Origin of the sequence: Erythrobacter longus (assembly GCF_000715015.1) — a bacterium.
Lineage (GTDB): Bacteria > Pseudomonadota > Alphaproteobacteria > Sphingomonadales > Sphingomonadaceae > Erythrobacter > Erythrobacter longus.
The window spans coordinates 93,169-115,610 of the sequence record NZ_JMIW01000001.1 but is presented as its reverse complement, the minus strand read 5'-3'; the positions used below and the strand labels follow the sequence as shown (position 1 = coordinate 115,610).

21 protein-coding genes are annotated in these 22,442 nt (G+C 57.5%); 4 read left to right on the top strand and 17 right to left on the bottom strand.

The features are described 5' to 3' along the window. Positions 1 to 32: 32 nt before the first annotated feature. The 12 genes from EH31_RS00560 to EH31_RS00500 form a co-directional block, all read right to left on the bottom strand. The gene (locus EH31_RS00560) at positions 33 to 869 is read right to left on the bottom strand and encodes an alpha/beta hydrolase (protein ID WP_034957460.1); all 837 of its coding nucleotides are present in this window, start codon (positions 867 to 869) and stop codon (positions 33 to 35) included. Continuing rightward, positions 866 to 1,876, bottom strand: coding sequence for a biotin synthase BioB (bioB, locus tag EH31_RS00555; protein ID WP_034957458.1), 1,011 nt, complete (start codon positions 1,874 to 1,876; stop codon positions 866 to 868). The genes EH31_RS00560 and bioB overlap by 4 nt, the downstream gene beginning before the upstream one ends. 2 nt (positions 1,877 to 1,878) lie before the next feature. Then, the gene (locus EH31_RS00550; protein ID WP_034957457.1) at positions 1,879 to 3,180 is read right to left on the bottom strand and encodes an O-acetylhomoserine aminocarboxypropyltransferase; all 1,302 of its coding nucleotides are present in this window, start codon (positions 3,178 to 3,180) and stop codon (positions 1,879 to 1,881) included. After that, positions 3,173 to 3,628 (bottom strand): hypothetical protein, encoded by a 456-nt coding sequence (locus tag EH31_RS00545; protein WP_034957455.1) that lies wholly within the window; start codon positions 3,626 to 3,628, stop codon positions 3,173 to 3,175. The genes EH31_RS00550 and EH31_RS00545 overlap by 8 nt, the downstream gene beginning before the upstream one ends. Beyond that, the gene (gene scpA, locus EH31_RS00540; protein ID WP_034957452.1) at positions 3,625 to 5,790 is read right to left on the bottom strand and encodes a methylmalonyl-CoA mutase; all 2,166 of its coding nucleotides are present in this window, start codon (positions 5,788 to 5,790) and stop codon (positions 3,625 to 3,627) included. Before scpA ends, EH31_RS00545 begins: the two co-directional genes overlap by 4 nt. Before the next feature lie 61 nt (positions 5,791 to 5,851). Continuing rightward, complete coding sequence (locus tag EH31_RS00535; protein WP_034957449.1) at positions 5,852 to 6,199, bottom strand: hypothetical protein; 348 nt, start codon at positions 6,197 to 6,199, stop codon at positions 5,852 to 5,854. 18 nt (positions 6,200 to 6,217) lie between these two features. Continuing rightward, the gene (locus EH31_RS00530) at positions 6,218 to 7,003 is read right to left on the bottom strand and encodes an enoyl-CoA hydratase-related protein (RefSeq protein ID WP_034957447.1); all 786 of its coding nucleotides are present in this window, start codon (positions 7,001 to 7,003) and stop codon (positions 6,218 to 6,220) included. Positions 7,004 to 7,121: 118 nt separating this feature from the next. Beyond that, positions 7,122 to 7,571: a methylmalonyl-CoA epimerase gene (gene mce, locus EH31_RS00525; protein WP_034957446.1), complete on the bottom strand. Its 450-nt coding sequence runs from the start codon at positions 7,569 to 7,571 to the stop codon at positions 7,122 to 7,124. Between the two features lie 213 nt (positions 7,572 to 7,784). Beyond that, positions 7,785 to 8,000 carry a hypothetical protein gene (locus EH31_RS00515; RefSeq protein ID WP_152553412.1) on the bottom strand — a complete coding sequence of 72 codons (216 nt, stop codon included), beginning with the start codon at positions 7,998 to 8,000 and terminating at the stop codon, positions 7,785 to 7,787. Positions 8,001 to 8,238: 238 nt separating this feature from the next. After that, positions 8,239 to 9,771, bottom strand: coding sequence for an acyl-CoA carboxylase subunit beta (locus tag EH31_RS00510; RefSeq protein ID WP_034957441.1), 1,533 nt, complete (start codon positions 9,769 to 9,771; stop codon positions 8,239 to 8,241). 64 nt (positions 9,772 to 9,835) lie between these two features. Continuing rightward, entirely contained in the window at positions 9,836 to 10,558 is a 723-nt protein-coding gene (locus EH31_RS00505; RefSeq protein WP_034957440.1) for an SDR family oxidoreductase, read from the bottom strand. Continuing rightward, positions 10,558 to 11,583, bottom strand: coding sequence for an NAD-dependent epimerase/dehydratase family protein (locus EH31_RS00500; RefSeq protein WP_034957438.1), 1,026 nt, complete (start codon positions 11,581 to 11,583; stop codon positions 10,558 to 10,560). Before EH31_RS00500 ends, EH31_RS00505 begins: the two co-directional genes overlap by 1 nt. A gap of 61 nt (positions 11,584 to 11,644) precedes the next feature. On the opposite strand from EH31_RS00500, the gene EH31_RS00495 reads away from it, so the two are divergent. Further along, entirely contained in the window at positions 11,645 to 12,799 is a 1,155-nt protein-coding gene (locus tag EH31_RS00495; RefSeq protein WP_034957437.1) for an NAD(P)/FAD-dependent oxidoreductase, read from the top strand. Here EH31_RS00495 and gorA read toward each other — a convergent pair. From gorA to EH31_RS00475, 4 genes are all read right to left on the bottom strand, one after another. Further along, positions 12,792 to 14,147: a glutathione-disulfide reductase gene (gorA, locus tag EH31_RS00490; protein ID WP_034958676.1), complete on the bottom strand. Its 1,356-nt coding sequence runs from the start codon at positions 14,145 to 14,147 to the stop codon at positions 12,792 to 12,794. The genes EH31_RS00495 and gorA overlap by 8 nt on opposite strands. A 96-nt stretch (positions 14,148 to 14,243) precedes the next feature. Further along, positions 14,244 to 15,563, bottom strand: a complete 1,320-nt coding sequence (locus EH31_RS00485) for an MFS transporter (RefSeq protein WP_034957436.1) — start codon at positions 15,561 to 15,563, stop codon at positions 14,244 to 14,246. An 88-nt stretch (positions 15,564 to 15,651) separates the two neighbouring features. Continuing rightward, a complete protein-coding gene (locus tag EH31_RS00480; protein ID WP_034957435.1) occupies positions 15,652 to 16,680 on the bottom strand; it encodes a hypothetical protein in 1,029 nt (342 codons plus the stop codon). A 112-nt stretch (positions 16,681 to 16,792) separates the two neighbouring features. Next, positions 16,793 to 18,241 carry a DEAD/DEAH box helicase gene (locus tag EH31_RS00475; RefSeq protein ID WP_034957434.1) on the bottom strand — a complete coding sequence of 483 codons (1,449 nt, stop codon included), beginning with the start codon at positions 18,239 to 18,241 and terminating at the stop codon, positions 16,793 to 16,795. A gap of 294 nt (positions 18,242 to 18,535) precedes the next feature. On the opposite strand from EH31_RS00475, the gene EH31_RS00470 reads away from it, so the two are divergent. Continuing rightward, positions 18,536 to 18,823 (top strand): GIY-YIG nuclease family protein, encoded by a 288-nt coding sequence (locus tag EH31_RS00470; RefSeq protein WP_034957432.1) that lies wholly within the window; start codon positions 18,536 to 18,538, stop codon positions 18,821 to 18,823. Between the two features lie 432 nt (positions 18,824 to 19,255). Here the strand turns inward: EH31_RS00470 and pgi are convergent, their stop codons facing one another. Continuing rightward, positions 19,256 to 20,818 (bottom strand): glucose-6-phosphate isomerase, encoded by a 1,563-nt coding sequence (pgi, locus tag EH31_RS00460; RefSeq protein WP_051698828.1) that lies wholly within the window; start codon positions 20,816 to 20,818, stop codon positions 19,256 to 19,258. A 49-nt stretch (positions 20,819 to 20,867) separates the two neighbouring features. Between pgi and lepB the strand changes: the two genes are divergently transcribed. Beyond that, entirely contained in the window at positions 20,868 to 21,737 is an 870-nt protein-coding gene (lepB, locus tag EH31_RS00455; RefSeq protein WP_034957429.1) for a signal peptidase I, read from the top strand. Then, on the top strand, positions 21,734 to 22,429 hold the full coding sequence (rnc, locus tag EH31_RS00450; protein ID WP_034957428.1) for a ribonuclease III: 696 nt from the start codon (positions 21,734 to 21,736) through the stop codon (positions 22,427 to 22,429). The genes lepB and rnc overlap by 4 nt, the downstream gene beginning before the upstream one ends. Positions 22,430 to 22,442: the final 13 nt, after the last annotated feature.

Below are 22,442 nucleotides of genomic sequence, written 5' to 3'. Positions count from 1 at the left end.
GCAGCGTATCAACGCCAAAGCCAAGAGCAGGCTTAGTCAGAACCGCTCCCCTTCTGATCGCACCGAAGAACGAAGCCGTATTCCTCCAACCAATCCGCTGGCGTTGGCAACAAGAACTGCAGCGCCTCTGGAAGCAATCCATGCAAACTGTTGGAATGAAGGAGGTCTTTGCGGCGGTCCGAAAAACACCAGTTTTGGTTCTCAGGCAGCGCTTCAACCAGTCGCAGGATGCCCTCCTGTGTCGCCCCGCCCTCATCTGCCAGTGAGATGTAGAGCGACGAACCGCTCGCGCCCTGATTTGCAATTTGGTGCGATAGCGATTGCTCATCCCATTGCAGACTAGGCGAAATCGCAGCAAACCCAGAAAACGCCTCCGTGCCGGTCGCCCAGGTTTCGATCACAAAATGCCCAGCGGCACTTTCGCCGACCAGAAAGACTTCGTCGCTGGTGCGATAGCGAGAGGCAATCATCGGCAGAATCTCACCAACGAGCCAGCTGCGAAATTGCTCGCTTTCTCCCGCAGTTGGGAAACGCTCTTGTTGTTCAAGGTCGCGTGTTGGCGGAAGCAATTCTCGCTGTCTGTCTTTAGTCTCAATCCCGACCCAAATGACACCTTTGCTGCGTCCCCACAGCCTGTTCCAATTGTGGATGCCCACACCCAGAAACAGATCTTGCTGCAATCCCCCATCAAGCATGACCACCACTGGCCACCGGCGCTCAAGATCATCGCCGTAATCGGGCGGCAGGATCACATTGATCTCACGCTGCGCATCAAGGACAGATGCGGTCGCGGTCTCCCCCACCACCAGCGGCGCAAACTCTGGCGCCCCTTGAGCTGCGAGAAGCACTGCTGCGATCTGAGATATCATTCGGCCGGCTCTATTTGTTTGGCTGCGCGTGCTGGTTCTTCCTGTTGCAATGCTGTCAGCCCTAATTTCGCAAACAAGGCGCCATCGCTGTCATCGCCCGCATTGGGAGCGGTGAGCAGCTTGTCGCCGGTGAAGATCGAGTTTGCACCCGCCAAGAAGCACAGCGCCTGTGTCGCCTCTGACATGCTTTCACGGCCAGCGGAGAGGCGCACCATGGACATGGGCATAGTGATCCGCGCCACCGCAACCGTGCGCACAAACTCAATGTCGTCGATCTTGGCCATCGGCGTATCGGCCAGCATATCGCCCAGAACCGTGCCTTTGACGGGCACCAGAGCATTCACCGGAACGCTCTCGGGGTGGCTCTCAAGCGTCGCAAGCGTGTGCACAAAGCCCACCCGGTCCTCTCGTGTTTCGCCCATGCCAACAATCCCGCCAGAGCAAACATTGATGCCCGCCTTGCGCACATTATCGAGCGTATCGAGGCGGCATTGGAAATCGCGGGTCGAAATCACCCGCTCGTAATACTCCGGGCTGCTGTCGATATTGTGGTTGTAATAATCCAGCCCCGCTTCGGCGAGCATGTCCGCCTGATGCGGCTCCAGCATGCCCAGCGTCATACAAGTCTCAAGCCCCATATCGCGCACGCCCTTCACGATCTCAACGATTGCAGGCATGTCGCGGTCTTTGGGATTGCGCCATGCGGCTCCCATGCAGAACCGCTGCGATCCTTGATCCTTGGCCTGCGCTGCGCGTTGCAGAACGGCTTGTACGTCCATCAGCTTGGTCGCCTCGACCCCGCTTTCGGCCTTCACCGACTGCGAGCAATAGCCGCAATCCTCGGGGCACCCGCCGGTCTTGATGCTGAGCAGTGTGCACAGCTGGATTTGCTCTGGCGGGTGGTTCTCGCGGTGTATGCTCGCGGCTTGGAAAAGCAGCTCGGTGAAGGGCAGGTTGAAGAGTTCCGCGATCTCCTCGCGGGTCCAATCGTTGCGAATTTGGGTCATTTTTACCTTACGTTTAGCGCTTGGAGAAGGTCTGCTTTGATATCGTCAATATGCTCGATACCGACCGAGATGCGCACTACATCCGGGCCAGCGCCTGCTGCAACCAAATCTTCTGCTGAAAGCTGGCTGTGGGTAGTGGACGCAGGGTGAATGATGAGCGAACGCGTGTCACCAATGTTGGCCAAGTGGCTGAAGAGCTTGACGTTTGAGACAAGCGCTTTGCCCGCTTCGTAACCGCCTTTGAGGCCAAAGGTGAACACCGCCCCGCCCTTACCGCCAAGGTATTTATTGGCGTTGGCATTATAGGGATTGTCGGGAAGCCCCGCATAGCTCACCCACTCGACCGCATCTTGCTCTTGGAGCCATTCGGCAAGCGCATGGGCGTTGGCGCAATGCCGCTCCATCCGCAGATACAGTGTCTCCATTCCGGTAAGCGCAAGGAAGGCGTTCATAGGCGCCATCGCAGGCCCAAGGTCGCGCAGACCCAGAACGCGGCAAGCGATGATAAAGGCGATGGGACCAATTGGCTCCAACGCATCGACCAGAACCGCGCCGTGATAAGAACCATTGGGCTTGGTCAGCGAGGGGTACTTATCCCCTTGGGCTTTCCAGTCGAAATTGCCGCTGTCGACAATCACCCCGCCCACGGCATTGCCGTGACCGTTCAGGAACTTGGTCGTCGAGTGCGTGACGATATCCGCGCCGTGCTCAAACGGGCGGCACAGCGCCGGGGTAGCCATCGTGTTGTCGACGATCAGCGGCACCCCGCCTTCATGAGCGACAGCCGCGATGGCTTCGATATCGGTGACAACGCCGCCGGGATTGGCAAGGCTCTCGATAAACACGGCCCGCGTGTTTTCATCCATCGCGGAGCGCACGTTCTCGACGTCATCGACGTCAACAAAGCGCGTTTCCCAACCGAATTTGAGGAAAGCCTCACCCATCTGGTTGAGCGATCCGCCGTAAAGCTTCCTCGCCGCGACGATGTTGCAGCCCGGCTCCATCAATGTGTGAAACACCAGCAATTGCGCTGCATGGCCCGAAGCGACACCCAGCGCGCCCACGCCGCCTTCAAGCGCTGCGACTTTCTTCTCCAACGCATCGTTGGTGGGGTTCATGATGCGGGTGTAGATGTTGCCGAACTCCGCGAGGGAGAACAGGTTTGCCGCATGCTCCGGGCTGTCGAAGACGTAGGAGGACGTCTGGTAGATCGGCGTGATCCGCGCGTTGGTTGTCGGGTCAGGCTGCGTGCCCGCGTGAACGGACATGGTTTCGGGCCGTGTGCCTTCGGGTAGGTCAGTCATCTTCAAAACTCCGTTCGCCCTGAGCTTGTCGAAGGGCTTTTTTGATTAGTTCCTTGGCTCTGAGAAAGAGCGGTCCTTCGATAGGTCGATACTGGAACCGTTTGTCCGACATGGTGAACTTGGCCGTGTAATTATGTGAATGCACTTTCTTGAGATAGCTGATTAAGCGGGAAAGGTCGCGGTCTCGAGATGATGTCACATCAGTTGTGCTGCCATCGATATTGTGACGGAGTGCCCGGACCAGGACATGATCTCCTTTCTTACTTGGATTCGCTCGCTGCCCATCGGCATCCTGTAGCACCAGCGCGGTGAACTTCGTTACGCCATCCGAACCAATGATCGAGTAATGGTATTCCCGACTTTGATAGTGCTCATGCCTTCGCTTGAGGACATCGCCATTAGTTGGATCAATGCAACCAATCTTGCCAGCAGTGAATTCAAAACTCACTCCGCCGCCTCCTCCATCGCGCTGTCCAGCGGCGGCATGTTGTGACCTAGCAGCGTCAGGATATCCGCCGCGCATTCGACCACGTTTGAGCCGGGGCCGTAGATGCCCTGCACCCCCGCCTCGCGCAGGAAGTCGTAGTCTTGCGGCGGTATCACGCCGCCTGCGGTGACTTTGATGTCGGGGCGGCCTGCGTCTTTGAGCTTGTTTATCAGCTCCGGGATCAGCGTCTTGTGACCTGCGGCAAGACTACTCGCGCCGACGATGTCGACGTCTTTCTCAAGTGCCATTTTGCACGCCTCTTCGGGCGTCTGGAACAACGGGCCGGAGATGACCTCAAAGCCCATGTCTGAGAACGCCGACGCGATCACGTTTGCGCCCCGGTCGTGGCCATCCTGACCCATTTTGGCGACCATGATGCGCGGCTTGCGGCCCAAGCGTCGGCTGACCGCCTCCACCCCGTCCGTCACCTGCGCCCAGCGTTGATCGAACTCATAGGCGCTTTTGTAAACGCCAGAGACTGGCTTTGGCGTTGCATCGTGGCGGCCAAAGACCTCTTCCATAGCGGAGGAAATCTCGCCCAAAGTCGCATCGTGGCGCGCGGCTTCCACGGCCAATTGCAGCACGTTCGCATCACTTGCAGAGCCCTCGGTGAGAGCCTTCAACGCCGCCTGACACGCCGCTTCATCGCGGCCTGCGCGCACTGCGGCAAGCCGTTTGATCTGACCTTTGCGCACCGCTGCATTGTCGATGTCGAGCGTGTCGATAGGGTCCTCTTTGTCCTTGCGGTATTTGTTAACGCCCACGATCACGGTCTTGCCCTGATCGACCATCGTCTGCTTTTCCGCCGCCGCGCGTTCGATCTCGGCTTTGGGAGCGCCGGTGCCGACATAGGCTGTCATGCCGCCCGCTTCATCGACCTTAGCCATAAGTTCGCGCGCCTCTTCGACCAGTTTGGAAGTCAGCGCTTCGATATAATGCGAGCCACCCAGCGGATCGACGACGTTGGTGATCCCCGTCTCTTCCTGAAGCACCAGCTGAGTGTTGCGCGCGATGCGGGCGGAGAAATCGGTGGGAAGCGCAATGGCTTCATCGAGCGCATTGGTGTGGAGCGACTGTGTGCCGCCAAGTGTCGCCGCCATCGCCTCAATCGTCGTGCGCATGACGTTGTTATAGGGGTCTTGCTCTTGCAAGCTCACACCGGACGTCTGGCAGTGAGTGCGCAGCATTTTGCTCCGCTCAGACTTTGCGCCCAGCCCATCCATCACCTCATACCAAAGCGTGCGCGCGGCGCGCAGCTTGGCGATCTCCATGAAGAAGTTCATGCCGATGCCGAAGAAGAACGACAAACGCCCCGCAAAGGCATCAATATCAAGCCCTGTTGCCATCGCGCGGGTCGCATATTCTTTGCCGTCGGCAATGGTGAAGGCAAGCTCCTGCACGGCCGTCGCGCCCGCCTCATGCATATGATAGCCGCTGATCGAAATGCTGTTAAATTTCGGCATGTTAGCCGAGGTGTAGCCGATGATATCCGAGATAATCCGCATCGAGGGCTCTGGCGGATAGATATAGGTGTTGCGGACCATGAACTCTTTTAAGATGTCGTTCTGAATGGTGCCGGAAAGCTGGTCCTGAGAAACCCCCGAACGTTCCGCCGCAACGATGTAGAACGCAAGGACCGGGATCACCGCGCCATTCATCGTCATGGAAACGCTCATGGTGTCGAGCGGGATCTGGTCGAACAGGATTTCCATATCCGCGACCGTATCAATCGCGACGCCCGCCTTACCGACGTCGCCCACAACGCGCGGGTGGTCGCTGTCATAACCCCGGTGCGTTGCGAGGTCGAACGCGACCGACAGCCCCTTTTGACCCGCAGCCAGATTGCGGCGGTAAAAAGCGTTCGATTCCTCAGCCGTCGAGAAGCCCGCATATTGCCGGATTGTCCAAGGGCGCCCTGCATACATCGAAGCCTTCACCCCGCGCGTGAACGGCGCAAAGCCGGGAAGCCCCGGGTCCCAGCCCTCATGATCTTCTGCCGTATAGAGCGGCTTGATCGCAAACCCCTCTGGTGTTTCCCAGGTCAGGTCGCGGCCCTTCACTTCCTTATCAGCGAGGGCTTTCCAATCGGCGGGGGTTGGCCCGGATTTGTTTGTGTCAGTCATGGTGTGTCCCATATCCACATTCAGGCCGAGGAAAAAGTGCGGGCGGGAAATTAATCCTTGCTCACACGCCTACGGTTATTTGCGCAAAGGCAATCGCGCCTCCGCAAGCGGCAAACATGAGCCCAAACCATCCGAGGCAGATGCGAATGAAAATGGGCGCTTGTGCGTCGTTTCTTCCAACGATTGCTCCCCAGAGAATCGCTAGACCGAAAAGCACTAGGACACCGCCAACGATTGCCCCGGTTAGGCCCGGTTCAATGCAATCCGAACCGCCTTTGGTCAGGATGGAGTCGCAAGGATCAAAGTCGAGCGCATCGAGCCACGCCACCCCTGCACCACCTGTCGAAAGCAGGGCAAGAAATGCGAATATAGGCGCGTTAAAATCGCCGGACTTTGCGTTGTTTGGCAATGTTAAGAGCCTTTGCCCTTATTGCCCTTTGAACTCGGCTTTGCGTTTTTGCAGGAAGGCCATGCCGCCTTCCATCGCATCCTGGCTGGCCCCTGCAAGCCGTTGACCTTCTGCTTCCGCAAGGAAAACCTGCTCAAGGCTGCCATCTGCCGCGAGCGCAATGTTGCGCTTCATCGTCCGAATCGCGAGCGTTGGTCCATTGGCGAGTTTTTCAGCCAAAGCGCGCGCCTCGCTCATCAGATCGGCGTCCTCGACGCATTTGTAGGCAAGGCCCCATTCTTCCGCTTGTTCGCCGCGAATTTTCTCACCCAGCATCATCATGCGGGTTGCACGAGCCCGGCCAATCGCGCGGGTGAGCAGCCAGGTCGAACCGCCATCTGGCACAAGGCCAATGTTGACAAATGCCTGGAGGAAATAGCCGCTTTTGCCGACAATCGTAAAGTCTGCCGCCAGCGCGAGGCTGCAACCTACGCCAGCCGCTGGACCGTTAACAGCACAGATTACCGGAACCTCAGCGCGGATAATCTGGCTGATCGCGGGGTTATAATGCTTTTGGAGCGCCTGGTGTGAGCCGCCTTTAGAGCCCAATGCACTGCCATCGCCGCGAGCTGAAAGATCAGCGCCAGAGCAAAAGCCCTTGCCCTCACCCGTGATGAGAACCGCGCGTGCATCACCAAGATCGTAGAACGCCTGACCGATTTCATCAGCCATTTGCGGTGCCATAGCGTTCAGGCGATCCGGCTTGTTCAGCGTCAGGATCATCAGCGGGCCTTCACGCTCCACTAGAATCGTTTCGTAGGTCATCTTGGCTCTCTCCCAGAATCTTGGATACGCATTTTATTGGCGCGTTTCGTTTAGCAACTCTTTGCCTTGACGTGAGCGTCAAGACAAGTCCGCTACGTCGCGCTGCGTCAATAAGGCCTCAGTTGGACCAATGCGCGCCCTCTTTAGGCGTTTCCATGATCTCGGTGAGGATGCCCTGCATATCCTTGGGGTGCAGAAAGAAAATCGGCGTGCCGTGAGCGCCAATGCGCGTGGGGCCAAGGATGCGCTTGCCTTGTCCCTCAAACTCAGCGCGCGCTTCGTCGATATCGGGCACTTCAAAACAGACATGGTGCTGGCCACCCGCCGGGTTCTTGGCGAGGAAGCCATTGATCGGAGAGCTCTCGTCAAAAGGCTCGATCAACTCAAGCTGCGTGCCGTTCATTCCGCTGTCCGTAGGTGTATCGACAAAGCAGACTTTGACGCCTTGTTCGGGCAGGTCAAAGGGCTCGGTAATCTGCGTCGCGCCCATGGTGTCCCGATAGTGGGCGATGGAGTCCGCGATAGAGGGCGTTGCGATCCCGATGTGATTAAGGCGGCCTAGTTTCATTGGATTACGTTTATCTCCAGAGTGGCAAATGCGAGGAACACAAAGAACAAGCAGCACACAAATGCAAGCCATGCAAACAGCGCGTAGGAAGGCCTTCCAGCTAGCTTGCCTGCGCTTTTTTGTGCCGCAGCAAGGCCCCAGAACAACAGCATGCCCAGGAAACAGACACCGGCGACAATTATTGAAATGCTGGACCAGTCCATCCGCTCACCTTCAATTCAAAATACCAAGCATCAACAGATATCCTGTCATCGCGCACATCACGCCGATACAAACAAATATGCCGACACTGGGCCAATTGTGAAAGCGCAGTTCCTTTGTTTCGCCGTCGATGTGCCAGTTATTGGGGCTTCGGTAGACGCGGTGGGCGATGAACGCGCAGGCGGCGGTGGCGAGCAGCAGGGAGAGGGGCAGGAGAAGTTCTTTCATTGACCAGTCACCATCCCCCACTCGTCATCCCGGACTTGATCCGGGATCCATTTCACATTCGAGAACCAACTTCGCCAGCCGAGAAATAGACCCTCAAACAAGTTCAGGGTGACGAAGAGAGGATAGTCGCCTCCTAGGGTATTCTTGGACTAGACAGGATGAATGCGGTCAAGATCACCGTCCCTACCATAGTCCAAAAAGATACTCGAACTATCAATTCTCTCGCTGTCATATCACCTCACAACGGAATATTATCATGCTTCTTCCAAGGGTTCTCCAACTGCTTGGTCCGCAGCCGACGTAGCCCTTGCGCAACCCGCCGCCGCGTTGAGTGCGGGTGGATCACCTCGTCGATATAGCCGCGCGATGCCGCCACAAAGGGGTTGGCAAAGCGGTCTTCGTATTCCTTGGTTTTCTCCGCGATCTTCTCAGCATCGCCTCGGTCCTGGCGGAAGATGATCTCCACCGCGCCTTTGGCGCCCATCACCGCGATCTCTGCGGTGGGCCATGCGAGGTTGAGGTCGCCGCGAAGGTGCTTACTCGCCATCACATCGTAAGCGCCACCGTACGCCTTGCGGGTGATGATGGTGATCTTGGGCACGGTCGCCTCGCCGTATGCGAACAATAGCTTTGCGCCGTGCTTGATGATGCCGCCCATTTCTTGCGCCGTTCCGGGCAGGAAGCCGGGGACATCAACGAAAGTCACAATCGGAATATCGAACGCATCGCAGAAGCGCACAAAACGCGCGGCTTTCTTCGATGACGCGATATCGAGCACGCCAGCAAGCACCATAGGCTGGTTCGCGACAACACCCACCGTGCGCCCTTCGACCCGGCCAAATCCGCAGATGATGTTGGCCGCATGCGCTGGCTGAATTTCGAAAAACTCGCCCTCGTCCAGCGTCTTCCGGATCACCTCATGCATGTCATAAGGCTGGTTCGCATTGTCGGGGATGATCGTGTCGAGCGATGGCTCCAACCTGTCCCAAGGGTCGTTGGTGGGAAGCTCTGGCGCTTCCTCGCGGTTGGAGAGCGGCAGGTAGTTGAAGAAATCACGCGTTGCGAGCAGTGTCTCGACATCGTTTTCAAACGCAATGTCTGCGACCGAAGTCTTGGTCGTGTGCGTAATCGCCCCGCCCAGCTCTTCTTGCGTGACTTCTTCATTGGTGACGGTCTTCACCACATCGGGGCCGGTCACGAACATGTAAGATGAGTCCTTCACCATGAAGATGAAGTCGGTCATGGCAGGCGAATACACTGCGCCGCCAGCGCATGGGCCCATGATGAGGCTGATTTGGGGGATGACGCCTGATGCGAGCACGTTTTTCTGGAACACATCGGCATAGCCGCCAAGCGAGGCAACGCCTTCCTGAATACGCGCGCCGCCACTGTCGTTGAGGCCAATGACGGGAGCGCCGACCTTCATGGCGGTGTCCATCACCTTGCAGATTTTCTCCGCATGGCGTTTCGACAGCGAACCGCCGAAGACGGTGAAGTCCTGGCTGAACACATAGACCAGCCGACCGTTGATGGTGCCAGAACCCGTGACCACACCGTCGCCGGGGATTTTCTGGCTTTCCATGCCGAAATCGACGCAGTCATGCTCAACGTAAGTGTCGATCTCTTCGAAAGAGCCTTCGTCGAGCAGCACGTCAAGACGCTCACGCGCCGTCAGCTTGCCCTTGGCGTGCTGTGCATCGATGCGCTTTTGCCCGCCGCCCATCTTGGCGGCTTCGCGGCGTCGTTCCATTTCGGCAATATTGGCAGACATTCAGTGGTCCCTGTTTGTATGTTTCGCGCGTTCGTTGCCGGAGCAGCGAAGAAGCGTCAATCTCTCAAAACCTCAGCGTGACCCGCTTTGCAAGCCCGGGCGAGAGGCTTTCGGCAAAGCGCAAGGCCTTGGTCATGCCGATGTTGGCCTCCTCGCGGTCATTCAAAATGGCCTTGAGAATTTGCCTCGCGCACTCTTCAACAGGCATCTTCTTCATCGGGTTGCCATCGTTCATTTGCGTATCGACCACCGGGGGCAGCGCTTCGATCACTTTGATCCGGGTGCCTTTAAGCTGCTCGCGCAGAGCAAGGGTATAGAAGCGCAAACCCGATTTGGTCGCGCAATAAACCGGTTGGCGCGCAGCAGGCGCAATCGCGAGGCCGGATGTGACGTTGACGATAGACGCTTCCGGCCGCGATTGGAGATGTGACATCAAGGCTGTCGCGAGGCGGATCGGCGCATTGAGATTGGCATAGATCGCATCGTCCGCCGCATCAGAATCAGGCGGCATTTTGCGAAAGTCGTGATCAACCAATTGGCCCGCATTGTTGATGAGAACATCGAGCGCGCGATCTCCCCAACCATCGACAAGCGCATCGACGCCGGCGGCATTGGAAAGCCCGGCTTCGATTACCTCAAAGCCCTCAGCTCGCATCGCCGCGACCCTCTCGGCGTTTCGGCCAGTGACAACCACATTCGCGCCCGCGTCGCGAAGCTGGAACGCGAGCGCTTTTCCGATGCCATTCGTGCCGCCTGTGAGCAGCACGTGTTTGCCTTTCAGGTCCATCAGACTTTGACCACCCCATGCTCAATAAGGCTCTTGGCGCAGTCGACTACGCTCTCTTTAGCGGGCCGCGTTTCCCAACCGAGCCGCTCTTTCGCATGGCTGACATCGCAGTGGCGGCTCTTGCCAAGCTCACTTTTGATCGAGCGGATGGCTGGGTTGAAAAGGCTAAGAACGTGAACGAAGAAGTTGGGCATGACGCGCGTGGGCACCTTCTTGGTGTGCTCAGGCGGAAGGCCTTCTTTCAGCATTTTGGCGACATCGATGAACTTATAAAACTTGCCCGCCGCCAAGAAGCGCTCTCCCGCAAGGCCCGGTTCTTCTAGGCATTTGACGTGCAATTCGGCGGTATCGCGCGTGTCGACAATCGCAAAGCCGAGGTCTGGGGCCATCGGCACATCGCCAGCGAGCAATTGCCGCACCGCCTCGACGGAAGGCGAAAAGTCAGGATCATCAACCGGGCCCAGCACCATCGATGGGTTCACTGAGACAAATTCGATATCGCCCCCTTCCGCCGCGACCCAATCGCGCGCGGCGCGCTCTGCAATGGTCTTGGACTTGATATAAGGATAGACGTCCGGGTGGGTGATATCGGTCCAGTCGGCTTCAGAAACGGTGTAATCCTTCTCGCTGCGGCCATAGGCGACAGCGGCCATCGAGCTTGTCTGGACAAAGCGTTTGACCCCTGCCTCTTTGGCAAAGCGAAGCGCGCGCAATGTGCCCTCTCTTGCTGGCACGATCATCTCGTTCTCGTCTTTGGGAGTGGAGGCAGCGATAGGCGAGGCAACGTGGGCGACGTGGGTGCAACCCACCATGGCCTCGGCCCAGCCGTCATCCGACATCAGCTCTGCATCGAATACCTTGACCTTCTCTTGCGGCGCATTGCCAAGCCGTTTGCGAAGCGTCTCTTCGCTTTTCGCTTTGCTGCGCACCGTTGTGTGGACAGTCCAATCGCGCGCCAGTAATTGGCGGATCAATTCACCGGCAATGTAGCCAGTGCCCCCGGTGACACATACGGTTTTTGTCATAAACGAAACCCTCATTTTTGTGTTATCCCGACAGGCGTAGCGGTTTGAGGGAAAGCCAGCAATGGAAGCGGAAACGATCAGAAGCGCAGACTTTCTTGTGATTGGGGCTGGCATTGCCGGTCTGTCTTTGGCCGCGCGCTTGGCTCAGCATGGAGTTGTGATCGTGCTCGAGGCGGAAGATGCGCCGGGTTATCATGCGTCGGGCCGCAGTGTGGCTTTTGCTCACTTTGGTCTGGGGGAGAAGGTCGTTCGCACACTCACGGCGCTGAGCCTTGCCGATCTTTCTGCTGATCCAGTGGATGACAGAGCGCGCTACGCACGCCCTCACCGCGCGCTCCACATCGCCCGCACAGATCAAGTCGCGGCGCTTGATGCGCTGGATGAGGTTCACAAGGGGTTTGGATGTGATTGCGAAAGGATAACCGGAGAAGAAGCAAGGGCGCTTATCCCGGCGCTAAAGGCTGGGCCAGATTTTGTTGCAGAAGCCCTTTTGGACCATGGCGCGCTTAAACTCGACACCGACGCCATGCTTCAAGGAAACCTGCGCGATCTTCGCGCGCGTGGAGGTGAGCTTGTGTGCGGGGCGATGGTCCAATCCATCAGCCGCAGGGGCAAGGGTTGGGGCTTGCAAACAACTGTAGGGAACTTTGCCGCTCCCGTCCTTGTCAATGCAAGCGGGGCGTGGGCCGACGAAATTGCGCAAATGGCGCGGGTCACTCCTATAGGCATTGAACCACGCCGCCGCACCGTAATCGCCTTTGCCTCGCCCGAAGGTACAAAAACCACCGATTGGCCGTTTGTAAAGACAGTTGGCGAAGGGTTTTACTTCCTTCCGGAAGGGACCACACAATTGCTCGCTTCGCCTCAAGATGAAGGGGAAAGCGAGCCTTGCGATGCGGCGCCCGAAGAAATCGATATCGCCACGATCGCGCACCGCATTGAAGAGGCCACCGATCTGAAAATTGAACGCATCGCGCATTCATGGGCGGGCCTCAGGAGCTTTGCCCCGGATGAATTGCCAGTGGTGGGCTTTGCGCCTGATGCGCCCGGTTTCTTCTGGTGCGCAGGACAAGGTGGTTACGGCTTCCAAACCTCCCCTGCCCTTGCCCACATCGGAGAGATACTTGCGTTGGGGCGCGAGTGGCCAAGCGACCTGAAAGAGCGAGGCATCACCCCCGCCCTGTTTGCGCCGGGCCGCTTTTCACGCGCTACTTAAGAAGTACCAATTCCTCGGCCATGGTCGGGTGGATCGCGGTGGTTGCGTCGAAATCAGCCTTGGTAAGGCCCGCTTTAACCGCGACCGCTGCCGCTTGCATGATCTCTGGCGCTTCAGGCGCGATCATATGGATACCCACGATCCGGTCATTCGCCGCATCGACAATCATCTTGTAAAGCCCGCGCTCATTGCGGCCTGCAACGACGTGTTTCATCGGGCGAAAATCGGACTGAAACACCTTGATTGAGCCAAGCGTGTTGCGCGCCTCGCCTTCGGTAAGGCCAACAGATGCAATCGGCGGATGGCTGAATACCGCGCTCGGAATGCAAGAGTGATCGACCGTGTAGGGTTCGCCCGGACCAAACACGCTATCAGCAAATGCCTGACCTTCGCGGATTGCAACCGGGGTTAGCTGCACGCGGTCGGTCACATCGCCCACGGCATAGATATAATCGACATTGGTTTTGGACGCTGCATCGACCACGATCTCGCCTTTATCGCCAAGCTCAACGCCGACTTTCTCAAGGCCAAGCCCTTTGGTATTGGGCGTGCGGCCGGTGGCAATCATCACCTGATCGAATTCACGCTCGTCATGGCCGGTCAATTTGACCAGCAGCGTGCCATCATCCTGCTTTTTGACGTATTCAAACTGCACGTTGAAACAAAATTCGATGCCCTTTGTGAGCGAGATTTGCAGCAAACGGTCGCGCAAGGCCGCATCATAGCCGCGCAAGATAACATCTGAACGGTTTGCAATGGTCACCTTGCTGCCGAACTCCTGGAAGATACCGGCAAATTCATTGGCAATGTATCCGCCACCTGCAATCAGAATGCGCTTAGGGATTTCGTCGAGGTGAAAGGCCTCATTTGACGTGATTGCGTGCTCATTACCTTCAAAATCGGGCATGTGAGGCTGGGCCCCGGTTGCGACAAGGATGTATTTCGCAGTCACCACTTTGCCGCTTGCAAGGGTGATTTCGTGGTCGCCAGTGATCTCCGCGCGCTCGTGATAAACGGTGACGTTGTGATTGCTCAGCGTTTCGCCGTAAAGCCCCTCAAGCCGGTCAATATCACGCTGAACGTGGTCGCGAAGGCGCACCCAATCAAAGCTCTTGCCCTGAATGTCCCAGCCAAATTGCTTTGCATCTTCCAGATCTTCGGCAAACTGGGCGCCGTAGACGAGCATTTTCTTGGGGACACAGCCACGGATGACGCATGTCCCGCCGACCCGGTATTCTTCTGCAGCGGCGACGCGCGCGCCATGGGCAGCAGCGACACGGCTTGCGCGGACTCCGCCTGAACCAATGCCAATGGTGAAAAGATCGTAATCGTAAGTGGTGTCGTCCATGAAGAAGCGCTCCCGTGTGCGTTGCGATGCGATATGGAGGCGTGCTGGCAGCTTGCCAAGCCCATCGCCCATTGTTCGGGCAAAGACTTGCCTTGGTTACTCCGCTTGCACTTCTTCGAGGCGGAACGCGAAAAAGGCCCCGGCAAGGCACAGCGAGGCCATTGAGCCTAGCACGGCGGCATTGCCGAAAGCTTGCGCCACCACGCCGAAAACGCTTCCGACGAGCAAGACTACCCCGATAACAGTGTTGGAAATTGCCGTGTAAGCTGCGCGAGTGTCTTCGTTCGCCATGTCGACAAGATGGGTAGAACGCCCCAGGCGCACACCTTGGTATGCGATCATCAAACCGAACAGCAGCAGCGGCAAGACCCAAATGGTCGCAAGCGCGCCGGCCACTGCCGCAAGGGTTGTCGCGCCAAGAGAAAGCGCGCCTGCCAACGCCGAGATCAGCAAAACCTTCCGGCTGGACCGGTCCGAAAGCCGCCCCCAGACGAATGAGCTCACCAGCCCCGCGCCGGATGATGCGAGGACCAGAAAGCCAAGCCCTTCAAATGCGGTTTGCCCCTCGCTCGACGAAGCCGCGACCATAAATGGCGGCGCAAGGGCAGTTGCAGTAAGACATCCGCGCGCCGCGATGAACATCCTCAATTGCGGGTCCTCTGAAAGGAGAGAGAGGTTCTGGCGCGCGACGCTGAAGGCTTGTTCACCGCCTTCGGTTGCTCCTTCGGCTTCCTGAAGGGTTGCAAAAACCACCCCGCCAAGGATCCAGCACAGCCCCGCACCGACAAGCGCTGCGAGCACAATTGTACGCCGTTCCACCAGGCCAGACACCAGCAGCACCGCGAATAGGATGACCATTCCTGCCGCAATTGATCCTGCGACCCCTGTCGCCGTGCCGCGCCGCGATTTCGAGACGGTTTTGCCAAGAACATCCTTGTAGGACACCGAACACACGCTTCTTGCAAGCGCGAGCACGCCTAGCGCCCCGAGGATTGCCCAGCCCGCTGTTGCCCCTTCGAACATCTGCGCAAAGGCGAAGATCGCAAGCGCTGCAACCCCTTGCATTACCGCGCCCCCTGCCCACGCATATTTGCGCAGCGGCATGGCGCGAATGGATGCAGCGGTGAACATTTGCGGCAAAAGTGCGCCCGCTTCGCGCACCGGCACCAAAAGCCCTATCACAGCGCCTGGCGCGCCAAGGCTCGTCAACAGCCAGCTCAAAACCAGCTTGGGATCAACCAGACCATCCGCAAGCTTGCTGAGCGATAACGAGGTCACATGGGTGAAAAAGTTGCGCGGCTCTTCGCGACACGCGCTTTCGGGAATATCCCGGCACGCCCGGCCCTCATCATCAATTGCAAGCGCTTCAAAGGCGCGCCTTAGGGTGCTTTCTGAGTTTTGCTCTTGATCGCTCATGTGTGTGCCTTGGCGTCCCTCGATCTCTTTCAAGGGATAACCGGCACAGCGCGGCGAAGTTCCTAATCGCTGGCCCTTGGCCTAGCCTTCAGCTTTCAAGGAAGCGTGCGTAATCGCGCAAGAGTTCAAAGGCTTTCATGTTCTCAAGCGTGATAAGCCCATCATCGGTGATGCCCGTCAGGCGGTGGATGAGGCGAAGGATGGCCTTTTGCTCCACCTCGCCAATGTTCTGGAGCGTGATAAGCATGTCAGGATTGTCATGTTCCAGCTCATCAAAAAGCATAGCGACATTCATCGGATCAAAGCCAAAGCCAAGAAAACCAAGCCGTTTGCCGCGCGACATCTCTGAGCGCAGGTACGAGCGGAACTGGCGCGATTTCTCTCGCTGGCTTGCGGTGAAAATGCGACGGGAAAGCGCAACGATGTTCTGCGCATCGACATCGCCCCACACCGCGCCGTTTTCTTCATCGCCCTGCCACGGAAGGCGGCCTGCAACTCCGTAAGGGTGCACAATGCGAAGCCGCCCTGCGACCAATTCCTGGGCTTCCTCAAGGCTCATCCCAAACGCGCGTTGGACCACCCATGGAAGGTAATGTTCAATCGCGCGGTCATAGTTGAAGCAGACAATAGACAGCTTTTCGAAGCATTCCTCTGCTTTCGCTCGCGGCACGCCTTTGACGATCAGCTGACCGAGCTGGAACAGCCAGTTTTCCGACCCGCGAAGGGGCAACTCGTCCGGGCCGCGCGGCTCTACCGCAAGGGTCGACTTCGATTCCGCTTGAAGCGTGTAATAAACGATTGCGAGCTTGCCCGCTGCCTGAACCGCAGGATCATGGCCATATTGCTCGAGGATTGCGTCAATATTGGTGCTGACCAAAGTCGCATCGCGAATGGCCTTTGCCCCGTCGACCAACTGGTCATAGGTCATCCCGAATTCGGGTGCGACGCGTTCAAACAGGTGAGCCAAATTCACAAGGTCACGCGATTTGACCTCGGAATTGAGCCGCTCAAACTCGTACCCGCTCGCGATCTTGTTCAGCAGCTCTGGGCCATCAGGCATTTCGATTTCGCGATTTGCCCCGGCGCCAATAATCAATGTGGTATCGGTGCGGATCATAAACGCAAAAAAGCCCCTGACTGGTTTGAACCGCCAGTTAGGAGCCTTTTGCTTAATTTCGGTTTAAAACTCTTCGAGCTTGCGAAGAAATTTTACCCCTTTTGACAGTGTTTTAGCCGTTGGCTGAGCGTGGACGTCCACCACCGCCCCCGCCCTGACGCCTGCGATTGCCGCCCGGTTTGCCAGAGGGTTTGCCTTGGGGACGGCCCGATGGATTACCCCCTGTTGACTTGCCAAAAGATGGCTTGCCCTTGCGGGCCTGATGCTTTGGCTTCTTGGGCTTTTGCGCCGCTTCGCTGCGTGCCTGTCCCACAGGTTTGGGACGGATTTTCTTTTTGGAAACCCGCGTAGCGCCTTTGGGATCAGGCTTGGTTGGACCAACGCCTTCAACCACTGCGCGAAAATTGTCAGGCAGGGGAAGCCGGTCGAGTTCTGCGCCGGTGACTTTGCGAATATCTTTAAGATACGCGCGCTCATCCTCACCGCAAAATGCAATCGCTACGCCGTCTTTGCCAGCACGAGCCGTCCGCCCAATGCGGTGCACATATTGCTCTGGCACATTGGGAAGTTCGTAATTGATGACGTGGGATACGCCCGGAATATCAATTCCGCGCGCGGCCACATCGGTCGCAATCAGAACGCTGGTCTTACCCCGGCGAAACTCATCCAGAGCACGCTGGCGCTGAGGTTGGGATTTGTTGCCGTGGATGGCGTTTGATTCAATCCCGCTCTGGCGAAGTTTCTTCACCACGCGGTCTGCGCCGTGCTTGGTCCGGGTGAAAATCAGAATACGCTCAAAATCGCCGGGCACCTTGTGGCGACCTGACAAGATCATATCGAGAAGCGCCTGCTTCTCATCCTTTTGGACCATGAAGATATATTGCTCGATCCGCTCAGCCGTCGTGCTCTCTGGAGTGACGGAAACCTGCACCGGATTGCGGCAATAGTTTCGCACCAGCTCCTTGATCGCCTTTGGCATAGTGGCAGAGAAAAACAGGGTCTGACGCTCTTTGGGCACCAGTTCATTGATCCGCTTGAGCGCGTGGACAAAGCCTAAGTCCATCATCTGGTCTGCTTCATCCAGAACCAGCACTTCAACAGCGTTCAGGTTAAAGGCCTTCTGGTCGATGAGGTCGAGCAAACGCCCCGGCGTCGCGATCAGAATATCGGTGCCGCGATGAAGTTTGTTGCGGTCCTTATTGACCGAGGTGCCGCCAACGATGTTCTGGACTTTTAGCCCTGCAAGCGAACCGTAGTCTTTGGAAGCGGTGGCAATTTGCTGCACCAGCTCGCGCGTTGGGGCAAGCACCAGCATACGGCAGGATTTGAACGGGATCTGCTTGTCGCTTTCGCGCAGGCGATCAATCGCAGGCAGCATAAAGGCCGCCGTTTTACCGGTCCCCGTCTGCGCAATACCAAGGAGATCGCGCCCTTCAAGAACTGGCGGAATGGCCTGTTCCTGGATCGGTGTAGGAATGGAATAGCCCTTGAGATCAAGAGCTTGAAGAATGGGCTGTGACAGCCCCAAATCGTCGAAAGTAGTTGTATCAGTTGTTGTCATTTTGACTCGCATAAAGTGCGATGCGCAACGCCGAAAACGGGCGTCACGAAGCGCGGGTTCAAGGAACCGCCCGCGTGAATTGGGAAGCTGTAAGAGGTCGGAATGAAACGCTTAGCCGGGGCAGTGCTCAAACGAGCGGCCGCTTCACGCTGGCTTAGGTGTGCGTTTCGTGTTCGGGGTGCAGATGGGGGATGCGGGGGCAGATGTCAAAGCAATTCGCTTTTCTAGCAACTACCACCACCCCCGTTCGTCCTGAGCCTGTCGAAGGACGCACACCCATGGTAGACGCACAGAATGCCCTTTTATTGTTACATCCTCAAATGCAATGATCGCAGCTATTACACTGGGCACACAGACAATCTCGAAACACGGATAGCCGCGCACAAAGTGGGAGCGATCCCCGGCTACACGGCCGAAAGGCTACCGATTGAATTCGTTTGGTGCGAAGAATTTCCGACCCGCGAAGAGGCTCTAGCCAGCGAACAAAGGATCAAAGGTTGGAGCCGAGCCAAAAAGGAAGCACTGATCCGAGGCGATTGGGATGAAATCAAACGCCTCGCTCGAAACCGGGAAGGCGGATAGGTTGGAGCGCGTCCTTCGACAGGCTCAGGACGAACGGGGGTATGCAAACCGATTGTTGCTTAAGCCAATCTATCGTCTAAACTTCGATGATGATATTCATGCCAAGATCAGAATTGGAGGCCTGGGGGCCACCAAAAGGTTACGAATTGATCGCCACAGTATTTATGTTTCCTGTTTTGATCGCCCAAATTGTCGTCTTTCGCCATCGGCTTATTAGAGCATTCGACGGTGCCCCGCTTATGGTCACTGGTTTGCTTGATCTCTACGTCAAGAGGTCCGACGGATATTGGCAGTTCTTTGCATCAGTTGGTATGTACGTTGTGCTGATTGTGGCGATCATCTTCCTACTTTGGGGTTGCTCCTTGCAAGTCCAGCGATGGTTATACTGGCGCAAGCGAATCTAAGCAGGGGATAGGCAAGACCAATAGTATGCTAACCCAACCCCGCAGCTTCCATCAGCGCTTTGGTGCTCGCATCAAAGTCCCCTTCGCCGCTTTCCACCTCTTTCGCCATTTTCTTGCCCAGCTCCACGCCGAATTGGTCGAAGGGGTTGATGCCCATGAGGACCGCTCCGGCAAAAACGCGGTGTTCGTGGAAGGCGATCAGCGCGCCCAGGGTCGCGGCGTCCAGGTCATCAACCAATATCGTCGCGGAAGGTCTGTCGCCTGCAAAGCCTCTCGCGGGGTCTTTCCCGTCCGCGCTCATATTGCCGCCTGCCATGAGGGCCGCACCTTGGGCGAAACAATTTGCCAGCAAAGCCTTATGGTGCGCAGGGTCTAGCTCGTCGCCGGGCGCGATGCTGGCGATGAAATCGACCGGAATGAGATGCGTGCCTTGGTGAAGGAGCTGGAACACGGCGTGCTGTGCATCGGTCCCCACCCCGCCCCATGTGATGGAAGCCGTGGGCCCATCGACCGGTTCGCCAGACGAGGTGACAGACTTGCCATTGCTCTCCATCTCCAACTGCTGGAGATAGTCGGGGAAGAGGCCCAAACGCTCGTCATAGGCAAAAACTGCGCGGGTCTGGCATCCGCGCAGCCTAGAATAATAGAGGTCGCCGAACGCTGCGAGCAAAGGCCCGTTGGCGCGGCCTTCTGCCTCGCGGAAATGTGTATCGATTCCTTGCGCACCGGCAAGAAACGCGGTGAATTCTTCCATGCCGACGGCCAGAGCAAGCGGGAAACCGATGCTGGACCATAGCGAATACCGCCCGCCGACGCTTTCCGGGAATGGCAGAACGCGGGTCTCATCAACGCCCCATTCTACCGCCTTTTCTGGACTCGCGGTCAGAGCAATCACGCGGCCCGAGGGATCATCGACCTTGTTATCCGATAGCCATTTGAGCGCTGAGGTCGCATTAGTCATCGTCTCTGTTGTCGTAAAAGTCTTGGACGCGACCGCGATCAGGGTCGTCTCAGGATCACACGCGGCAAAGGCCTGCTCCAAAGCCAGACCATCGATGTTGGAGACGACATGCACATCCACCAGCGCCAAATCGCGGGTGAGCGCATCGACCGCCAATTGAGGGCCGAGGGCTGAGCCGCCAATGCCGATATGGATAAGGTGCTTCACCTCTCCCAAAGCGCCCTGATGGATCGCTTCGACCAGCATTCCCATCCGGCGAAGCAATTGGTCAGCCTCTTCGACGTCGGCCTCGGTCCCGCTGCCGCGCATTGCGCCGTGGGTGGCAGGGCGCCCTTCGGTGGGGTTTACGATCCCGCCGCTAAACAGCGCCTCTCGCGCCGCATCAAAGCCCATCACTTTCGCCAATTCTTCAAACGCCGACAGCTCACCATCACCCAAATGCGTCTTTGACCAATCGAGGAAAATGCCCATTGGCCCCGCTTCTCCCAAGTCAAACTCAAGCCGCTGGCTCATCTTGGATACACGGGCCTCATCAGCTGCGAACAGCTGTGCCAATGTCTTGCGATCAAGCTGCGAAAGCTGCTCCCAGATCGCGTTTGCTGTGGTTAGTGAGCTTTGGGACGTTTTCATTGGGCAAAACCTCTATGCGCGAAGGAACCGTGCGAGTAAGGGGGTCGCAATGGATGGTAAAGCCCATAGACAACAAAGCGCAAGCGATGCTGCCCTTGGTTCCTCCGAGGACGGCGCGAATACGTCTGCACGCCCTGTAAAGAAAGAGACGCCTAAGAGCTTCACGATCTTTCTGTTGCAGCTTTTGGTAGCGGTTTTGATCTTCCGCAGCTTTATTTTTGCCCCCTTTTCTATCCCTTCGGAAAGCATGTTGCCGCGCCTTATGAACGGCGATCTGCTGCTGGCTGCCAAATGGCCGTACGGGTTTTCGAAGCATTCGCTTCCCTTTAACGCACCGATTATTCCAGGCCGGGTTCTGGAAGGTGAGCCGACGCGCGGCGATATTGTGATTTTCAAACACCCGGTGGACGGCGTCGATTACGTCAAGCGCGTCATCGCCCTTCCCGGCGACCGCGTGGCAATCGAAGACGGCGCGGTGATCCTAAATGGAGCGCCCTTGACCCGCGAACCGCTCTCCGATTTCGCAATTGAGCTGTCGCCTAACACCGGTTGCGCATGGGGCGGGCGCGAAGAACGCGGCGCGCAAGCCGAGCTGCTGTGCCGCTACACCCAGTATCGCGAAACGCTGCCCAGCGGGCGCAGCTACAATACTCTGGATTTCGGCCTGACCCCGGGCGATGATTTCACCGCGACCACTATTCCAGAAGGCCATATGTTCGTTATGGGCGATAGCCGCGATAATTCACGCGACAGTCGCTTTGCCGCGCGCAGCGGAGATGCCGTGGGCATTGTCAGCCAAGACCTGTTAGTGGGTGAGGCTGCGATCATTCTATGGTCGAGCGATGGCAGCGCAGTTTGGTATAATCCGGTGAGTTGGTTTTCGACCGTCCGCTGGGGCAGGATTGGAACTTTGTTATGAGCGAACTCCCCGATGAAAGCCTTAAGTGGCTCACATCCTGCGGCTTCACGGTTAAAACCGAGGCGATCTGGCAAGAGGCCCTTACCCACGGAAGCTTCAATTCAGGCAGCCCGGCTCAGGAAGACCATGCCCGCGATTATCAGCGGCTCGAATTTCTGGGTGACCGGGTGCTGGGCTTGGCCGTTGCCAGCTGGCTTTACAGCGCAAGCGACAGCCATGAAGGGCAGCTCTCTCAACGCTTGAACGCGTTGGTAAGCGGGCGGACCTGCGCCCGGATTGCCCGCTCTATCGCAATGCCGGACCATTTGCGCCTTGGCAAACAGGCGCGCGAAGACGGCGGCGCGGATAGCGACAATATCCTTGGTGACGTCATGGAAGCGGTGATCGGGGCAAGCTTTCTCGACAACGGATTTGATGTCACCCGTGATGTCATTCTGGCTCTCTGGAAAAGTGACCTTGCCGGCGATGCTGGAAAATCCAAGCACCCCAAAAGCGCGCTGCAAGAATGGGCCGCTCACAACAAACGCGCTATGCCGCAGTACGACGTGACCGGGCGCAGCGGGCCTGACCATGCCTCGCGCTTTATGGTCAAGGTTCGCATCCACAATGTCGGCGAAGCAGAAGCCGAAGCAACCAGCAAAAGCGAAGCCGAAAAGCTTGCGGCCAAGGCCTTTCTTGAGCAATTTGGTTGAGACAAAAGATACC

Coding starts and splice junctions, on each gene's coding strand:
- EH31_RS00550 (WP_034957457.1), bottom strand. CDS start 3,180: ATGACTGACCTACCCGAAGGCACACGGCCCGAAACCATGTCCGTTCAC.
- pgi (WP_051698828.1), bottom strand. CDS start 20,818: ATGAAAACGTCCCAAAGCTCACTAACCACAGCAAACGCGATCTGGGAG.
- mce (WP_034957446.1), bottom strand. CDS start 7,571: ATGAAACTAGGCCGCCTTAATCACATCGGGATCGCAACGCCCTCTATC.
- EH31_RS00510 (WP_034957441.1), bottom strand. CDS start 9,771: ATGTCTGCCAATATTGCCGAAATGGAACGACGCCGCGAAGCCGCCAAG.
- EH31_RS00530 (WP_034957447.1), bottom strand. CDS start 7,003: ATGACCTACGAAACGATTCTAGTGGAGCGTGAAGGCCCGCTGATGATC.
- scpA (WP_034957452.1), bottom strand. CDS start 5,790: ATGACTGACACAAACAAATCCGGGCCAACCCCCGCCGATTGGAAAGCC.
- EH31_RS00485 (WP_034957436.1), bottom strand. CDS start 15,563: ATGAGCGATCAAGAGCAAAACTCAGAAAGCACCCTAAGGCGCGCCTTT.
- EH31_RS00495 (WP_034957437.1), top strand. CDS start 11,645: ATGGAAGCGGAAACGATCAGAAGCGCAGACTTTCTTGTGATTGGGGCT.
- EH31_RS00560 (WP_034957460.1), bottom strand. CDS start 869: ATGATATCTCAGATCGCAGCAGTGCTTCTCGCAGCTCAAGGGGCGCCA.
- lepB (WP_034957429.1), top strand. CDS start 20,868: ATGGATGGTAAAGCCCATAGACAACAAAGCGCAAGCGATGCTGCCCTT.
- EH31_RS00480 (WP_034957435.1), bottom strand. CDS start 16,680: ATGATCCGCACCGATACCACATTGATTATTGGCGCCGGGGCAAATCGC.
- EH31_RS00470 (WP_034957432.1), top strand. CDS start 18,536: ATGCCCTTTTATTGTTACATCCTCAAATGCAATGATCGCAGCTATTAC.
- rnc (WP_034957428.1), top strand. CDS start 21,734: ATGAGCGAACTCCCCGATGAAAGCCTTAAGTGGCTCACATCCTGCGGC.
- EH31_RS00475 (WP_034957434.1), bottom strand. CDS start 18,241: ATGACAACAACTGATACAACTACTTTCGACGATTTGGGGCTGTCACAG.
- EH31_RS00505 (WP_034957440.1), bottom strand. CDS start 10,558: ATGGACCTGAAAGGCAAACACGTGCTGCTCACAGGCGGCACGAATGGC.
- gorA (WP_034958676.1), bottom strand. CDS start 14,147: ATGGACGACACCACTTACGATTACGATCTTTTCACCATTGGCATTGGT.
- EH31_RS00500 (WP_034957438.1), bottom strand. CDS start 11,583: ATGACAAAAACCGTATGTGTCACCGGGGGCACTGGCTACATTGCCGGT.
- bioB (WP_034957458.1), bottom strand. CDS start 1,876: ATGACCCAAATTCGCAACGATTGGACCCGCGAGGAGATCGCGGAACTC.
- EH31_RS00515 (WP_152553412.1), bottom strand. CDS start 8,000: ATGAAAGAACTTCTCCTGCCCCTCTCCCTGCTGCTCGCCACCGCCGCC.